Origin of the sequence: Halodesulfovibrio spirochaetisodalis (genome assembly GCF_001672295.1) — a bacterium.
Lineage (GTDB): Bacteria > Desulfobacterota > Desulfovibrionia > Desulfovibrionales > Desulfovibrionaceae > Halodesulfovibrio > Halodesulfovibrio spirochaetisodalis.
The window spans coordinates 123,789-141,299 of the sequence record NZ_JXMS01000002.1 but is presented as its reverse complement, the minus strand read 5'-3'; the positions used below and the strand labels follow the sequence as shown (position 1 = coordinate 141,299).

Below are 17,511 nucleotides of genomic sequence, written 5' to 3'. Positions count from 1 at the left end.
TAGCCATAATACACCTCCCGCCATTTCCATACACTACATTAATAGCACAGCACTAACGGATGCAGACTCCAGCACACACTACAGAAAAGACGTACTGACCTTATGCAAAGCGTACCTGCAGAATATGCAACACACCGGATTACAGAAAAAAATCCCCTTGATCTGCCAGCTCAAATTGATATCGGGCGCGGCGTTCCTATGCCTTCGTTCTCTAAAGAAGACGTTGTGAACTGGCAACTGAGTAAACTCGCTGAAGTCTGCCAGTACGTACAAAAAAACAGTGCGTTTTATGCAAAGCAGTTCCAAAGTCTACGATGTAACTCTTTTGTTTCCCAAAAAGAATTTGCAACTCTGCCAAGGACAACGGCTGATGACCTGAAAGAAGCACCATTCAAGTTTTTATGTACTTCGCAGGATGACATTACACGAATAGTCACCCTGACAACTTCCGGCTCAACCGGAAAACCCAAACGGCTCTTTTTTACTCAGGATGAACTTGATGAAACCGTGGAATTTTATGACCACGGCATGCGCTGCCTTGTCAGCACAGGAGATACCGTACTGGCACTACTTCCAGCACCAAAACCGGATAGTGTCGGTGCCCTGCTTGCAGACGGTCTGCATTCACTCGGCGCAATTCCTGTACTCAACCAGAACCCTGATGATGTTGCCGCTTCTCTTGCCCTGTTCACTAAACATACACCGGATTGTGTTGTAGGAACTGCTGCTCATATCCTTGCACTTGTCAAATTATGGCAACATAAAGGTGGTACGATTTCACCGGTAAAAAGTGTTCTCATATGCTGGGACACTAGCTCTCAAGCAGTACGTGAGTATATAGAGCAAGCATGGAAATGCCGCGTGCATACCCATTGGGGCATGACGGAAACAAGTTTGGGTGGTGCAGTAAGCTGTGTACACAATACAGGCCTGCACCTACGCGAAACCAATATTTATGTTGAGATTACAGATCCTGAAACCGGCCTATTATTACCTGACGGAGAACGCGGTGAAATTGTCGTAACCACACTCACCCGTAAAGGAATGCCGCTTATCAGGTACCGTACAGGCGACGAAGGCCATATTATGACAGGCACCTGCCCATGCGGCTCTCCACTGCGCAGACTGAGTCCTGACATTCAACGCATTATGCTACCAGAGGATGCCCCTGAATGGTTCCGACATATTACCCCTTCTGTAATCGACGGCCTGTTCCTTTCAGAACCAAACTTTCTTGCCCAGCAGGCACAGTACCGGATGGCACCGAATCAGCTGGAAATAACTATAGATACGCGTGGCACCGTATCAAACTCCCAAACCAGCTATAACGAGCTAATACGCAATCTTGTTTCTCCGTTGCCTGACGCTCCGGTGGTACTGTGCTTGCGGGGCAGAAATAACAACACGATTTCCACAGGATTCGCAAAACGCAGTATACGCGTAATAAAATGAGGTCCGCATGCATTCAATTCTCACCAATATAACCCAAGAGCTCGCAACACATAACTGCGTTCTTGCCACTGTTATCTCCAGTACAGGTTCAACTCCCCGCTCATCCGGTGCACATATGCTCATCTGCCCTCAAGGCAAGTTCTACGGCACTATCGGCGGCGGACTCATCGAAGCACAGGTTCAAGAAACAGCCGCACATTTTCTTGAAGGAACCACCGGTGCTGCCAGACTACATTCATATGTCCTTGATAATACCAAGGCAGGAGCACTCGGTATGTCCTGCGGCGGTTCGCTCAGCGTCTTACTGGAGCGACTGACACCTGATCAGTATGCAGAATTCGCAGAGTTGGAACAGATTGTCCGAGATGGTACAGCTCAACACCGTGAAGCCTTTTATGTTCAACACGGTGACGACTGGATACACCTTCCTGCAACGGATGTTGCCCAACATCCGGACTATGCAGATGCGCTACACTGCATTCGAACTTCTGCTGATAATCAATCACACAATCATCCCTTATTTGTAAGTGAGCAGCCCCTGCACTATATTTCAGAAACAGTGCATCCTCCTGCAACAGTTATTATCGCCGGAGCCGGACATGTTGCCAAACCGACAGCCGAAATTGCTCACCTTGCAGGATTCTCAGTGACTGTTTTGGACGACAGGGACGAATTTGCCAATACAGAACGATTCCCCAACGCACAGGTGTCCGTTGTGGATTCTCTGGAGAACATTCTTTCTAATATTAACGTTCACGAAGACTGTTACGTAGTCATTGTCACTCGCGGACACGCGCACGACAAAAGCGTACTGCAACAGATGCTCACAACGCCAGCTAAATATATCGGTATGATCGGCAGCAAAAGCAAACGCGACGGCTTGTATCAAAAACTCATTGAGGAAGGAGTTTCGCAGGAAGCCATTGCCCGCTGCCACTGCCCTATAGGTCTTCCCATCGGCGGCAGAACACCGGAAGAAATAGCTGTGAGCATTATGGCAGAAATCATTCAAGTAAAAGCCAAGGGGTGACGGTATGCTTACTGCGTATGCAATTATTCTGGCAGCTGGATACAGCTCACGCATGGGACGCTGTAAGGCAACACTATCGTTAGGAGATAAAACAGCCCTGCAAACGCTTGCCGACTCTTTTATTCAGGCAGGAGTCGTACCGATAGTTGTTACGGGGTTTGCCCAAAAAGAAGTGGAACAGGAGTGCCGTCGCCTCAAAATTCAGACTGTGCATAACAACAACTTCCACAAAGGGATGTTCTCTTCTGTTCAAGCTGGTTGCAAAGCACTCCCTGACAACGCGGACCTGTTTTTCGTAACACCTGTTGATATCCCGCTTATCCGTCCGCGTACTATCCGCGAATTGCTTGCGCATGCAGAAACCACAAAGACAACAGTACTGCACCCTCTCCTTGATAATAACGAGCATGCTCCGCTCCCCGACTTCCTGCATGATACTGAAGGACAAACAGGTCACCCGCCTTGCCTTCAAATATCACTAAAAAAAGACATACTGGAATATTCCGGTGAAGGCGGTCTAGCAATGCTGTTAAGCCACCACGCTGCCGCTACCAATTACCTTCCGGTTGTAGACAGCAATATGCTGGAGGATATGGACACCCCCAAAGACTATATCAGGCTATACCACCTGCAAGAGCTGCAAACAGTGCCGTCATTACAAGAGTGTTATGCGATATGGAACCTTCTTGAACTTCCGGCACACATCAGGCGCCATTCCCTTGCCGTAGCAGATGTTGCACGGATTATGCTCGCAGATTTACCTGAAGCAACTCCCCTTTTTGTCCAAACAGTTATTGCGGGAGCTATGTTGCATGACATTGCCAAAGGACAGCCTAACCACGCAGAGGCAGGTGCACAACGAATTGCCGAACTTGGCTTTCCAAGCCTTGCACCATGCATTGCTGCGCATTCATACATGTCCGCGCAGCAAGGTGCAGTGACAGAAGCCGAACTTGTTTTTCTGGCAGATAAATTTGTGGAAGGGACAGAACGATGTACGCTTGCAAGCAGGTATGAAAAAAAAATGGCCTGCTATGCAGAATCAAAAGAAGCTGTCGAAGCTATTCAACAAAAGCTTCTGCAAGCCCAAAGCGTGCTGGATAAAGTTGAATCCGTGACAGCCACTGACTACGACATGCTTTTCGCTCCTGCCAGGAAGGGGTAATATGCTTTATCTGGTCAGGCATGGAGAAACCATACTCCGTAAAGGAATCTGCATCGGGCAAACCGACATCCCGCTTGCTAAAAAAGGGTTCAACCAAATTGCAGAACAAACTATTCCGCAATTGCTAACGCTAAACCCGCTAAAACCTGTCCTGCTCTCCAGTCCGCTTATCCGCACAATGCAAACCGGAAAAATACTTAGCAACGCACTGAATATTCCCATTATCCCAGAAGACGCCCTTAAAGAAATAAATATGGGGAAATGGGACGGTCTTGCCTTTTCATACATCCAAGACCATTGGCCAGATGAATACCAACAACGGGGTAATAGCTTTGCCCACTTCCGCACACCACAGGGAGAATCTTTTTTTGATGTCCAACAGCGTGTGCTGGAGCTTATTCTACCGCTTTGTCACACTCCAGAACCAATAATCTGTGTTACGCATGCAGGAGTAATTCGCACTCTATTATGTGCTGCTAACCAAAGGCCACTTCAAGACTTGTTTACATTCAAGCCTGCTACCGGCTCCATCACGATTCTCAGCAAAAAAACATTTACCAATAAAGGCCTCTATCTTGTGTAAAAAAACTCCGGTTCATGTTTCCACAAACCGGAGCAGTATTACACTGAAAGAAATTCAAGCAATTCTTCTGATCGTTCACGCGCCAGCATATAGCCACTGTCATAGAGTGCATACAACTTGCGCTGGTCGCGGCAGACTCTGCCTACATCAAACGTATTCTCTGGACGCAATACAAAAATATCCCCTCTCTTCTCTTTAGCTTCGATAGCAGCGAGCAGATCATTGTATTCCTCATGACGCCGTTCAATAACATGAATTAGGCCGGAATAACGAGGGTAGCGCCATTTGCACACTTTTACCGATTTACTGGCTCGTTTCCGATATCCCGCAGGTTGCGTCAGGACAAGCACTGGCTTTTCGCCCTGCGCAAGACACTGCTGAACCGGAATCGGGTTTGCAATGCCGCCATCCATGTATATTGCACCATTAAACTCTACCGGCTCTGCTATCAGAGGCAAACTTGCAGAAGCCCGCATCACTGTCAGCAACTCCTCTCGGGTACTGAGCATATCCTTTTCAAACAGGACAGGCTTACCACTGACACAGTCAGTAACCCCAATCCAAAATTTTACAGGATTATCCCGTAAGGTCTCATAATCGATAGGAACCAGATTCAAAGGGATTTCACGAAAAATAAAATCCATCCCGAACAAGTCCCCGCCCTTTAATAAGCGCAAAAAGCTCAGGTATCTTGAGTCGTTCACAAATCGCGTACTGGTGATACGATTACGTTCCGGCTGCTTTGAAACATAGTTTGCCCCGTTACACGCTCCCATGGAAACACCATAGACGGATGTAAACGGGATGCGCAGATCATCAAAATGACGCAGCACGCCGGATGAAAAGATACCACGCAGGCCTCCTCCCTCCAGCACCAGTCCAATATTAGCATCATATTGCACGCGAATGTCCTCCAAAGAATATGAATCGTAGTATGATACGTTGCCGCACTACCATTACAGATACTGCACGTTACTGCATCATCAGTATACTCTAGGTAAATTGAACCAGCTCACAACACACCTGCCTCAACTCCACTTATTGCTGCTCTCCCCAAAACAACGCCACAATGTGTTTATCTGGCGTGCGACCTGCATAAGAACCAGCAACAAATGCGCAAAGAGATATAAGAGTGGTTGGTACAATTGCATGCACCCCGCCCATAGCTGGTTTCATGATGCTGATCGTAAGGAAAGCAGCCACACCAAACACGATCGAAGCCACTGCGCCTGTCGCATTCGCCCGTTTCCAATATAACCCCATGATAATCGGCCACAGGAATACAGCTTCCAGTCCGCCAAAAGCAAACAGGTTAATCCACACAAGCAGATCAGGTGGTTGGATAGCAGCAATAAATACCAGCAGCCCGATAACAGCCGTAGACATAAGACTCATGCGCTGAATGCTAACGGAAGGCATCTGCGATGCATCTCCTTTCAGCTTATAATGCACATACAAGTCTTTGATGATGGCAGCAGAGACCAGCAACAGCATGGAATCTACTGTGGACATAATTGCCGCAAGAGGGCCTGCAATGAAAACTCCAGCCCAGAAAGGTGAAAGCAGCTCCATAATCAAGGATGGCATAGCAAGGTCTCCCGCAGGCAATTCTGGGAGAATAGCTCTGCCAAGAGCACCGGACAGATGAGCACATAAAATAATGAACCCGATAATAAGGGTACCAATGATCATAGCATCATGCATGGCTCGAGAGTTTTTATAGCCCATGCAGCGCTGCGTTGTCTGCGGCAGACCAAGAATCCCCAGTCCAACAAGAACCCACAAAGACAATGTAAACGGCTGCGGAACCTTATTCTGAGGCCCCGTAGGTGTTATCAGTCCCGGGTCAATATTTTTAAGAGTTGTAATGCATTGCTCCATTCCGCCACCTGCATTGATGATAGCCAACAGAATCACCACCACAGCAACCACCATGATGATTCCCTGAATGGCATCCGTAATAACAACTGCGCGGAATCCCCCGACAGCGGTGTACAACACAACCGTAATACCAAAAAGCACCAGCCCGACAATGTACGGGTATCCTGTTACGGCCTGAAACAGACGTGCACCGCCGATGAACTGCGCAAGCATTGCTGCCATGAAGAATACCAGCAGAAATACCGAGCACAGAATGACTACGGCATCGCTCTTATATCTGGCACGTAAAAAATCTGTAATAGTCAATGAGTTCGTCTTACGGGCAATAATGGCAAAGCGCTTTCCAAGTACACCTAACGTAAGAAAGGTTGTGGGTACCTGAATCATAGCAAGAAACACCCAGCTCAATCCGTAACGGTACGCAACACCGGGGCCCCCCACAAAACTGCTTGCGCTTGTGTAGCTGGCAATAATAGTCATGGCGAGGACAAAACCGCCCATGGAACGACCACCGATAAAATAGTCTTCCATGAAGCCTTGAGAGGACTTGGACACTGCCTTATTACGAGCCCACAGCGCCACTGCGAAAGAGAGCGCTAAATACAGCACAACAGGAATAATTGTCACAAGAGCATTACTCATGCTTTCCTCCCTCACCGCATGCTACCGCTGCGTTATTCGGAGATTCGGATTCATCTTCAGCATCATCCAGCGGCACTTCTTTAAAAAAGAAACGCACAATCGCCCAGAGCAGCAACGTAATTACAGGGTATCCCACGATACAGCTGTAAAAGAACCATTCCGGAATACCAAAAACATAGGTATACTGTTCTGGATCTCCTTCCCCCATGCCGTATCCAAAAACAAACCACCATATAAAATACAGAGCATATGCTCCCAAAGCGAACAAAGCCTCTTTGTTTGCTTGTGCAAAGCGCCAATCCTGTGTCTGCTTAGTCATAATTCGCACCTAAAAAATATTTACAACGACTGAAATGTGATAATGAACAAAATTTGTCTTCTATTACGTAAAAAGAGGGCTCCGGTACTAAATGCGTACCGTGCCCAGGCAAAAAATGTATTTCCATCTTCACAACAATTATTCAGCTTCTATTATGTCTCACTCGCCTGCCGACAGATGGCAGTCTAACAGCATCAATTGCTTGAAGCCTTCTGCCCTAAAGTGCATCAGAAAACAAGGCATGATGCCTACCTCATCTCTCTGCACAGTAGTGTCTATCGCACATCTCACCCCCCTAAAAAGTATACGATACGTCGGGCTAAAATCTTCACCACAAGTCATCATATCTGCCTTGAACAGGGCAATTGGCTCTCAATGCCGATTATGTGTATGGTACTCCAAACCCCAGCCTGGAGATAACTATGAAGGAATCGTTGTTCGAGCTAATTACACCTGAACATGACAATACTTTTTTAGAAATAACCGACTCTTTGGAAGAAGTTGTACTTTTCTGTGATGACCACGGCGTAGTTATCAAAAGCAGCATCGGTGCCCGCAATTTCTGGGGGAAAGATATTATCAACGTTCCGTTATGGGTTCTTCTTGAAATAGACATTGCCAATATTAATGCATTGTTTACAAAACACCCTGCAGGCCGCACTTCCAGTATTTCCCTTACAGATAAGGGGGAATGCAATTTGTGGGTTATGCCTATCCCGAACGTGCTTGCTCCCAACGGCGGCTTAGTTGCCACCCTGACCCCAATTGAAGGGCTCAGGGAAACGTATGAAGAATGTATTCAGGACAACATTGTCGCTCGAAAAGACTCATTCAAACTCTTTGGTGCTCTTTTTGATGCCGCTCCTGACTCTACAATTCTTGTGGATGAACAACTGACCATTCTCAGTGCCAACCCCGCAGCAGTAAAACGTTTTAATATTCCCAACGACGAACAAAATCCCTCCTCTTTTCTTCCATTTATTAAAAAATCTCTGCGAGAAATAGTTAAGTCCAGCATAGCAAACCTAAAAGAAGGCAAGCCATGGTGTGGAGAGTTCATTGCTCTTAACTCCTCACAAGAAGAAATCCCCATTATGCTTACTGCCAAACAGATACGCCTTTCTGACCAGCTGCTTTTTCAGCTCATCATAAAAGATCTCAGTATGCGGATGGAACTGGAGGAAAACCTGAAGGAACGAGAAGAAGAACTCGAATCAATGGACAACACACTGCGTACTGTTATCCGCAGCGTGGAAGAAGAAAAACAGGAATATCGTGAAGAAGTTATTGAACAGGTGAAAGAATACCTGCTTCCGACAATTGACCGCATTGCAGAAGCACCTTCACAGACCCTGCGAAAAAGCTACAGTGGTATTTTAAAATCCCACATTGAAGATTTTTCAGATAATACGGGAGAATTACCTGATGAACTTTTATCGCTGTCCTCAAGACAACTTGAGATATGCAAACTGGTCTATGTAGGCATGAAGGGAAAAGAAATCGCTGAGCTTCTAGGCATCTCTTTTGAGACGTTACAGAGTCACCGAAAAAACATACGTAAAAAGCTCAAACTTTGTGGAACAAACATCTCATTGCAGGCATACCTTGAGAACAGAACGGACTTTGACCCATCATAATCGGGTATAGTTGCCGTCTTGCACATACCCGAAACATACCCGCTCCCCCCCCTTGTAACCATACCCGACGCTGTCTACCCTCATAGCAAGTCAAAAACAACTATGGGGTTTACATGGATTTCCAAAAAGAAAAAGTCGTCGTTAAAAATCTTTACAAGATTTTCGGCTCCAAAAGTAATCGCGCGTTTGCATTACTTGAACAGGGCCATTCCAAAGAAGATATTTATCAAAAAACCGGACTCACCATTGGTGTTCAAGATGCTTCCTTCACCGTACACGAAGGAGAAATCTTCGTTGTAATGGGATTATCCGGTTCCGGTAAATCCACCCTTGTACGCATGCTGAACCGCCTGATCGAACCTAACGCAGGCAGTGTTATTGTGGATGGAAAAGATGTGACCCAAATGTCACACGATGAACTGGTGCAATTCAGACTCCACAATATGAGCATGGTATTTCAATCTTTTGCTCTTATGCCCCATCAGACCGTTCTGGAAAACACTGCCTTCGGCCTTAAGCTGGCCGGAATTGATGAAGAACAGCGGAACCGCCGTGCTAAAGAAGCCCTAAAGCAAGTAGGTCTGGATGGATGGGAAAACGCATCCCCATCTCAACTCAGTGGCGGTATGCAGCAACGCGTCGGACTAGCCAGAGCACTGGCTGTTGATCCTGACATTATGCTTATGGATGAAGCATTTTCCGCGCTTGATCCACTCATTCGTGCAGAAATGCAGGATGAACTTCTCAAACTGCAGCAGCAACATCAGCGTACTATCATCTTTATCTCTCATGACCTTGATGAAGCTCTGCGCATCGGTGACCGCATTGCCATCATGCAAGACGGTGTCGTCGTTCAGGTAGGCACAGCGGATGAAATCCTGCGGTCACCAGCTAACGACTATGTCCGTTCCTTCTTTAAGGGTGTTGATCCTACAGGTATCCTAACTACACGTGACATTGTACGTAATAACCATCCGACTCTTATTATTACAAAGGGCGGAAACATACCTGCGACTCAGGAATACCTGAGTACCAGCGACAGGGACTACTGTTACCTGCTCACCCCTGATAAAAAACTGCTTGGTGTGGTCTCAACTGAGAGCCTACGCGAAGTTGCTGAGCTTGCTTCAGCTACTGCACGCTTATCTGATGCATACTTACAGGATGTACCAACCCTCGGGTTACATGATGTATTAACTGACATACAGCCTGTGGTCGCAAGCAGCCCTTGCCCAGTACCTGTTCTGGATGATGAAGGTAACTTTAAAGGTGTTATTTCCAAGAGCCGCTTCCTGCGCATATTACACAAGCCGGAGCGAATAATACATTCCGTACAGGAGGCACACTATGCTTAGCGGTGATTTTATTCCGTTGGATGAAAGCATGATTCCGCTTTCTGAGTGGATTTCTGACGCCATTAACTGGCTTGTCATAAACTTTCGTGACGTGTTCCAAGTAATCAAGGCACCTGTTGAGGTTACCTTGAACGCTCTGACAACCGGACTGAATGCGCTGCCATTCTACATCCCGATTATTGTCATTACGCTACTTGCATGGCGAGCTTCCGGTAAACGGCTTGCTGCTTTTTCTTTCGCAGCTTTCACGCTTATTGCCTGTCTCGGGCTGTGGGAAGCAACCATGACAACACTTGCTATGGTTCTTGCGTCCGTCATGTTCTGTGCAGGCATTGGTATCCCTGTCGGCGTATTGGCAGGGCGAAATCCGATGTTTGAAACAGCAATACGTCCTGTCCTTGATGCTATGCAGACAACTCCTGCATTTGTGTACCTTGTACCGATTGTTATGCTGTTTTCCATCGGCAACACAGCAGGGGTGTTGGCAACAATCATCTTTGCGCTGCCACCAATTATCAGACTGACCTGCCTTGGAATTCGTCAGGTACATCCTGAATTGATCGAAGCTGCTCAAGCATTTGGTGCCAGTGAATTTCAGGTATTGTGGCAGGTTCAACTCCCTCTGGCGCTGCCTACTATTCTTGCCGGATTAAACCAGACTATAATGATGGCTCTTTCCATGGTTGTCATCGCTGCCCTTATTGGAGCAGGCGGCTTAGGCTCGCCTGTAGTTTTAGGGCTTAATACACTTGATACGGGTAGAGCCGCTGTAGGCGGTCTCGCCATTGTCCTGCTCGCTGTTATTCTGGACCGTATCACACAATCCATGGCCAATAAGTAATCCAAACTGTTAAGGAGAATTCCGTGGTAAAACGTTTTTTACTGTCGATAACGCTGTGCTGTCTTTTTACTGTTCCTGCTTTTGCGGCAAATGATCTTCCTGGAAAAGGTGTCACTGTTTCACCTGCCCGAGCAACATGGAACACAGGTTTTTTCCATGCTGCACTCGTTAAAATGGGACTGGAAGCACTTGGATATAAAGTAAAAAAGCCAAAAGATCTGGCTAATGCTCTTGCATACAAATCTCTGGCAATGGGTGATATCGATTACTGGCCGAACGGCTGGTTCCCTGTCCATAACAACTACATGGGCGGCGATTTCTTTGAACACGCAAAACCATATGGATACGTTGTTCAGGCAGGCGGTCTGCAAGGATATCTTGTGAGCAAAAGCTATGCTGACAAGCTTAATATCACCAGCCTTGATGACTTCAAAAGACCAGAAGTACTTGAAGTTTTTGATAAGGACGGAGACGGAAAAGCAGATTTAAATGCCTGCCCTCCAGGCTGGGGTTGTGAACGTACTATCGATCGACATATGGAAGTTTATGGTCTCAAAAAATACATCAAACCTAGCAAAGCTGCCTACGAGGCCGGTATGGCTGCAGCCCTTGGAGCGCATCAGGCTGGAAAACCGGTGTTTTTCTATTCCTGGACACCAAACTGGACAGTTTTCAAACTGAAACCGGGCGAGGATGTTGTCTGGATTAACGTTCCGGAAATTATTCCTACTGAATACCAAAAGGCTTCAGCAGACAAAATGACTGTAAAAGATCTGGAAGGTGCTGTTTCCAATCCTCTGAAAATGGGGTTTGTTCCTTCAGATATCCGCATTGTTGCGAACAAAAAATTTGCAGAAGAAAACCCTGCAGCAAAACGCTTCTTTGAACTCTTTAGTATTCCACTTGCAGATATTAACAGACAGAACAACCTCCTCTATCAGGGAGAGAAGTCAGAAAAAGATATCCAGCGTCATGCGAAAGAGTGGATTGCTAACAACAAGGCGACTTGGGACAACTGGCTGAAACAGGCTCGAGAGGCTGCAAACTAGCATCTCCAGTGAATCATTTAGGGAGGCTCTACCCTTCAACTCTTCTGGATACGAAGTCATAGTCTTTCCCTTGGTATAGTATACAAAAAAAGCTCTTACACGTTTGTGTAAGAGCTTTTGCTTGCTTTGGCGTCCCCAGGGGGATTTGAACCCCCGTCGCCTGCGTGAAAGGCAGGTGTCCTGGGCCAGGCTAGACGATGGGGACGCGTCAAAAATAGTAATTTTATTACTACAATAGTGCAGCACGAGGCGTAAGAAACAATCAAGATCGAAGTGTAGAATTACCTACATGAGAGTTTGATTGGTTCGCAACAACGAAGTGATGCGCTGTTGTAGTAATAAAATTTGGCTGGGCTACAAGGACTCGAACCTTGATTAACGGAGCCAGAACCCGTCGTCCTGCCAATTGAACGATAGCCCAGCAAGCGAGAGGAGTAACTATGGAACTCCTCTCTTTTTGTCAATGTAAAATTCATATAATTTTTATTTTTATATCTAGCTTCCACTTCAAATCAGAATTCATCACCACATATGAATAGTAAACCGAAGCCCTTGTTAAGCCTCTTACTGCAGTACATGGTAGATATAGTCACCACGCAACGGTACCAACAAACTGAAAACAACAGGGTAGCAAAAATACTTTTCTACATATCTATCAATTCATGAAGCTCATATTTCATATAAAATATGATCATTTATTCATAAGAAAAATCAAAACTTGAAAGATCTTTTGATACAGCTTTTCTATTTTGCAGAAAATTACTGCTTAATCCCTATCATTTTTTCAAATGTTGTAGTGCATATTTTATATGCAAAACAAATTTATTACTTTTCCAATATGACTTATCTTTCATATCTAATAATCAGTATAAAATAGACATACAACTTTTACTCTCTAAAAATAGAGCAATCATAACTCATACTATGCCGAGATAGGCATACATAATTTTTTACTTACATATTCTTCTCGTCAAAAAGGGCAAAAAGCCTTCTCCCCATTGTCACAAAAAAGTAAACAATTCCCTTCAAAGGTCGATATTTCTAGCGTGAAAGAGTTTTAATGTGACAACCGACAAACTACAGCAGGTCAAAATTCTATGTGACACTGCATAGCACCCAGAATCCGCAATATATCCTTTCGTCAAGCATTTCTGCATCGGGGACCAAAAGCAGAAGACGAAGAGAGACTCTCACTTGCTATATCTATTGTGCTATTTTTTAAATTTTGACCTTATCACTTGGCAGTGATGCGCCAAGCGATTGTTTCAGTCTTCTGCACATACTGCAGAGGACTCCATCATTAGGGGTAATTCATGTCTATTAAAAAGCTTTTGGTATTGGGTTTTTGCACGACTATTGGGCTGTCGTTGCTTATTGGGATTGTCGGATACATGTCCGCAGAAGAATCTACCGATCAAATTGAAGAGTTAATTTTCTGCGACATGGCGCTCCGCGAACATGCGTTAGAACTTAACACCTCTCTCTTACTGCACCGCCGTTATGAAAAAGACATCTTTCTCAATATTGGTAATGCAAAAAAGCAAGCAGGCTATCTTAAGAAATTACAGGATATTTCTGAAGTTACACGCAACGAGCTTGCTGCGATTGAAGCGCTTGAAGCAAAAGTTATCGAGCTTTCTGACAAAGAACGCGCAGCGATCCACCAATTTAAAAGTGGATATGCAGAGTATTTGCAGGGCGTAAAAAAAATTACGCATCAGGCTATGACGGAAAACATCACACCTTCGGAAGCTAACCGTAGGATGATTCCATTCAAAAAGCCTCTGCACCGTATGGAGGATTCACTTAAAGCTCTCGGAGAGGCCAGTCACAACTTTCTTGTTGCCGAGGGTGAAGATTCCCTTGCACAGCTGCATAAATCCGAACTGCTCATTATCGGAATATGCTGTATTGTGGTGTTTCTTGGTCTAGCACTTGCGTTCTTTATTCTGCGTGCAATCAACAACCCGCTTAACGAACTTACACGTTTTGCAAATGAAGTCGCACAAGGTGATCTGGATGCAAAAGCAGCTACCAATTTTACTGGAGAAATGGCTGTCCTGCACGATTCACTCAGCCACATGATTCAAACTCTCAAAGAGAAACTCGGATTCGCACAGGGTGTTCTCAACTCAATCCCGACTCCATGCGGTATAGTAGGGCCAGACTTTAATATGATCTGGCTTAACCAGCAGCTCTGTACAATGCTGGAAAAAAAAGAAGCACCGGAAAAATACATTGGACTCCGTTCTGGAGAACTTTACTGGGATGATTCCACTAAGGAAACTCTTTCAGATAAAGCCATCAAAGAGCGCAAACAACTACATGTAAACTGTGAGCGCCCTCTCGCTTCAGGGAAAACGCTTTTTGTAGATATTACAACAACACCAGTTTACGATTTGGACGGAACAATTCTCGGCTCTGTGTCTTTCTGGTTTGACCTGACCAAACTGACTGCACAGCAACGAATTATTGAAGAACAGAACGAACGAATCAACAAGGCAGCCCAGGCGGCAAGCGCTATTGCGGATCAGGTAGCTACAGAAGCTGGTCAACTTGAAGTGCAGATCAATCAGACCACACAAGGAACAACCATTCAGAGTGATCGCATGAACGAAACAGCCACAGCTGTAGAAGAAATGAATGCAACCACACTGGAAGTTGCCAGTAATGCAGCAAGAGCTGCTGAAGATGCTGAAACGGCTCAGCATATTGCTTCTGACGGAGCAACCCTCGTGCAGAATGTTGTACGTACAACAGAAGAAGTACAACAATTTGCTCAAGACATGCGCAAAACAATTACAGAACTTGGCGAACAAGCTCAGTCCGTGGGGAATATTATTAATGTCATCAACGACATTGCAGACCAGACAAACCTGCTGGCATTGAACGCGGCCATTGAAGCTGCCCGTGCAGGAGAAGCAGGACGCGGGTTTGCCGTAGTAGCAGACGAAGTACGCAAGCTTGCTGAAAAAACCATGCAGGCCACCAATGAGGTCGAAACGGTTGTCAGTGGAATTCAAAGCAGTTCGAGCACAACGCTTGTGCAGATGGAAAAAGTTGCAGACCACATTGAACACAACACCGAACTTACACTCAATGCAGGCACAGCACTTGAACAAATTGTTGCAGCAGGTGAACAGACTGCTGATCGCGTACGTTCCATTGCAACAGCTTCTGAAGAACAATCAGCCGCTTCCGAGCAGATTGCCCGTGCTTCCGACGAGGTAAATTCCCTGACACAGGAAACCGCACAAGGAATGCAGGAAGCAGCACAAGCTGTTGCAGCGCTCGCCATGCTCTCACAAAAACTTGAAACAGTTATGCGGGAAATACAGCAATAGCACTGCTCAACTAAATTCTCTTTTCACATAAGAGCAACACTGCCACTCTGGATGTCACACCTAAAACCTCTGAGCCCTTCGGTTCAGAGGTTTTTCTTTTTCTATTATCCATAATCAACCCCGTATATGAATTTTCAATATTCTTGGAACGTTAGTTGTAATTTTTTTCACAATCGCACCACAGGCGATGTGTAAACACAAAAAACATTTGTAATTATTGAACAAAAAAAGTAAACACATAGTAACCATTCTGACTATGTTGGTCATTTTTCATACCAACAATGCAGTGGGCACTGCATGAACATATGGTCAGATTTTGTATTGCGTTCGCCAAGCCGCAATACTCCGGCACATTATCTACTTGTTCAGCTTCATGCGTACGTGCTCTGCTGACAGTACAGCCTGTCAACATCCACGGGGAGTTATTTCCGTTCCCCCAGCACACCGTTGTCTTTGAAAATGGTCTGCAGCCTGCCATCAGCAACTAGATAATATGAGTTTCAAACGAACTGTTGCCATCCCGCGTCTTGCCGTGCCATACACGGCCTTGATTATGAGCATCCGCGAATGCGGCACTGTTACGTCGAAATCTCCTCTCGATGTATCAATATTTCATGCCTTATTCGCACACCTGTCCGACGCGTTTTGAGCCTCGGAGTTTGACCGTCCGGAAGTGCTATCTAGCGTAGTCATAACAATGGACATCTTGTTGATACCAGCCGCAGCAACGTTATCATGCGGGCTATCATCTTTTCATTGTTCATACCATGCTATCGCCTTGGCAGAATTGGCGAACACTTCGTGGAATAGGATAACTGAGGATTTATTCTGCATATTGTCTGCTGAATTCACTCCTTACATTTCAAAAATTTAGAGGACGACTGCGCCACTGCGTCTACCTTATCACCATTTAGGTAGAAAACTGTTTTACTACAGGCGCACTGATGTGGTGTTCCGCCTGCAGCGCATTCACAGGAAGAACGTGACCTCTACCTGTAGCGAACCAAACCCGCTGTCATCATCCGCGTACAATATGGCACTTTAATATTGTACACACGCAGCACTTGGTTACATGCTTCAGCCGTCACCCTATAGATTAGGGTGACGGCAACCTAGCAGCGCGCAACTGCTATCTTTAAGGAAGTTTTGTTTATGTCTTTAACACGTAATGAGATTATTGAGATTTTAAAGAGTCCAGTCGCACAAGAGGGCACATCCTTCAGCGACACAGACAACTCCCTGTTTACTGCTGCTACTGCCACTGCTCGAGCATTATTTAATAGTACGGTATTCCAGCGGGGACTCATTGAGTTTTCATCATACTGCAGAAAAAACTGTCATTACTGCGGCTTACGCAGTAGCAACACAGAACTGCTGCGATATCGTCTTACCCATGACGAAATTATGCAGGCTGTGGATAATGCGCATGCTCTGGGCATGGGGACAATTGTCCTGCAAGCCGGAGAAGATGAAGACGTTAACCCGCATTTTGTTTACACAGTAGTTCGCGCTATTAAAGAGAAGTATAATCTGGCAGTCACACTCTCTCTTGGCGACCACCCCGACGATGTCTACCGTTTGTGGCGTGACAGTGGAGCCGACAGGTATCTGCTCAAAATTGAAACGTCCGACTCAGATCTTTACAGCCTCTACAGACCGGGCGAACACCTGTACGACAGGCTGAACCGGATTGAAACGCTGCAACGGCTGGGGTATGAAACATGCTCGGGAATTATTATCGGACTCCCCGGGATGACAGCAGAAACACTGACAGATGATTTACTGCTCCTGAGTTCTATGGGGCTGGATATGATTGCTTGCGGACCCTTTATTCCGCACCCGCAAACCCCGCTTCGACATGCAGAGCAAGGAAGACTTGTTGAAAGCCTGCGCGTTACGGCACTGCTCAGATTAGCCAATCCAGCTGCCAACATTCCCGCCATCAGCGCGCTGGATTCACTATCAATCATTAAAAAGAATGAAGGCCGGGTACTTGCTCTTAATGCTGGTGCCAATGTCATTATGCCTTCCATCACACCAGATGACGTACGCAGCCGCTACGCAATCTATCCCGGAAAAAATGATCCCGCATGTACAGGTCATGCAGCGGTTAAACAGCTTCAGCACCAAGTACAGCAAGCAGGCTTCACCCTGAGTTCCCAAGCCGGCTCCAGCATGCGCCGAACCTTTCGCGCACAACCCGCGATTTAGCT

13 protein-coding genes and 2 tRNA genes are annotated in these 17,511 nt (G+C 46.0%); 10 read left to right on the top strand and 5 right to left on the bottom strand.

Annotation, left to right across the window (positions count from 1 at the left end):
* Positions 1-102 precede the first annotated feature (102 nt).
* From SP90_RS01900 to SP90_RS01885, 4 genes are read left to right on the top strand one after another with little or no spacing between them, the layout of a single operon-like run.
* Positions 103-1,452 carry a DVU_1553 family AMP-dependent CoA ligase gene (locus SP90_RS01900; RefSeq protein WP_066851989.1) on the top strand — a complete coding sequence of 450 codons (1,350 nt, stop codon included), beginning with the start codon at positions 103-105 and terminating at the stop codon, positions 1,450-1,452.
* 7 nt (positions 1,453-1,459) lie between these two features.
* Complete coding sequence (locus tag SP90_RS01895) at positions 1,460-2,482, top strand: XdhC family aldehyde oxidoreductase maturation factor (protein ID WP_066851988.1); 1,023 nt, start codon at positions 1,460-1,462, stop codon at positions 2,480-2,482.
* A gap of 4 nt (positions 2,483-2,486) precedes the next feature.
* The gene (locus SP90_RS01890; protein WP_066851986.1) at positions 2,487-3,647 is read left to right on the top strand and encodes a DVU_1551 family NTP transferase; all 1,161 of its coding nucleotides are present in this window, start codon (positions 2,487-2,489) and stop codon (positions 3,645-3,647) included.
* 1 nt (position 3,648) lies between these two features.
* A complete protein-coding gene (locus SP90_RS01885; RefSeq protein ID WP_066851985.1) occupies positions 3,649-4,230 on the top strand; it encodes a histidine phosphatase family protein in 582 nt (193 codons plus the stop codon).
* Positions 4,231-4,268: 38 nt separating this feature from the next.
* Here SP90_RS01885 and SP90_RS01880 read toward each other — a convergent pair whose 3' ends face one another.
* The 3 genes from SP90_RS01880 to SP90_RS01870 all read right to left on the bottom strand — a co-directional run bounded on the left by SP90_RS01880 (position 4,269) and on the right by SP90_RS01870 (position 7,072).
* On the bottom strand, positions 4,269-5,132 hold the full coding sequence (locus SP90_RS01880) for a patatin-like phospholipase family protein (RefSeq protein ID WP_066851982.1): 864 nt from the start codon (positions 5,130-5,132) through the stop codon (positions 4,269-4,271).
* A gap of 136 nt (positions 5,133-5,268) precedes the next feature.
* Complete coding sequence (panF, locus tag SP90_RS01875; RefSeq protein WP_066851976.1) at positions 5,269-6,753, bottom strand: sodium/pantothenate symporter; 1,485 nt, start codon at positions 6,751-6,753, stop codon at positions 5,269-5,271.
* Entirely contained in the window at positions 6,746-7,072 is a 327-nt protein-coding gene (locus SP90_RS01870; RefSeq protein WP_066851974.1) for a YhdT family protein, read from the bottom strand. The genes panF and SP90_RS01870 overlap by 8 nt, the downstream gene beginning before the upstream one ends.
* Positions 7,073-7,494: 422 nt before the next feature.
* On the opposite strand from SP90_RS01870, the gene SP90_RS01860 reads away from it, so the two are divergent.
* The 4 genes from SP90_RS01860 (at position 7,495) to proX (ending at position 11,954) form a co-directional block, all read left to right on the top strand.
* Positions 7,495-8,709, top strand: coding sequence for a LuxR C-terminal-related transcriptional regulator (locus SP90_RS01860; protein WP_066851970.1), 1,215 nt, complete (start codon positions 7,495-7,497; stop codon positions 8,707-8,709).
* 113 nt (positions 8,710-8,822) lie between these two features.
* The gene (proV, locus tag SP90_RS01855; protein ID WP_066851967.1) at positions 8,823-10,064 is read left to right on the top strand and encodes a glycine betaine/L-proline ABC transporter ATP-binding protein ProV; all 1,242 of its coding nucleotides are present in this window, start codon (positions 8,823-8,825) and stop codon (positions 10,062-10,064) included.
* Positions 10,057-10,905 carry an ABC transporter permease gene (locus SP90_RS01850; protein ID WP_066851965.1) on the top strand — a complete coding sequence of 283 codons (849 nt, stop codon included), beginning with the start codon at positions 10,057-10,059 and terminating at the stop codon, positions 10,903-10,905. The genes proV and SP90_RS01850 overlap by 8 nt, the downstream gene beginning before the upstream one ends.
* A gap of 23 nt (positions 10,906-10,928) precedes the next feature.
* On the top strand, positions 10,929-11,954 hold the full coding sequence (gene proX / locus SP90_RS01845) for a glycine betaine/L-proline ABC transporter substrate-binding protein ProX (protein WP_066851963.1): 1,026 nt from the start codon (positions 10,929-10,931) through the stop codon (positions 11,952-11,954).
* A gap of 127 nt (positions 11,955-12,081) precedes the next feature.
* On the opposite strand, the gene SP90_RS01840 is transcribed toward proX, so the two are convergent.
* Positions 12,082-12,159 (bottom strand) — tRNA-Glu (locus SP90_RS01840).
* 141 nt (positions 12,160-12,300) lie between these two features.
* A tRNA-Gln gene (locus SP90_RS01835) sits at positions 12,301-12,375 on the bottom strand.
* An 892-nt stretch (positions 12,376-13,267) separates the two neighbouring features.
* Between SP90_RS01835 and SP90_RS01830 the strand changes: the two genes are divergently transcribed.
* Entirely contained in the window at positions 13,268-15,298 is a 2,031-nt protein-coding gene (locus SP90_RS01830) for a methyl-accepting chemotaxis protein (RefSeq protein ID WP_066851961.1), read from the top strand.
* A 1,152-nt stretch (positions 15,299-16,450) separates the two neighbouring features.
* Positions 16,451-17,509, top strand: coding sequence for a [FeFe] hydrogenase H-cluster radical SAM maturase HydE (gene hydE / locus SP90_RS01820; RefSeq protein ID WP_066851958.1), 1,059 nt, complete (start codon positions 16,451-16,453; stop codon positions 17,507-17,509).
* Positions 17,510-17,511 lie beyond the last annotated feature (2 nt).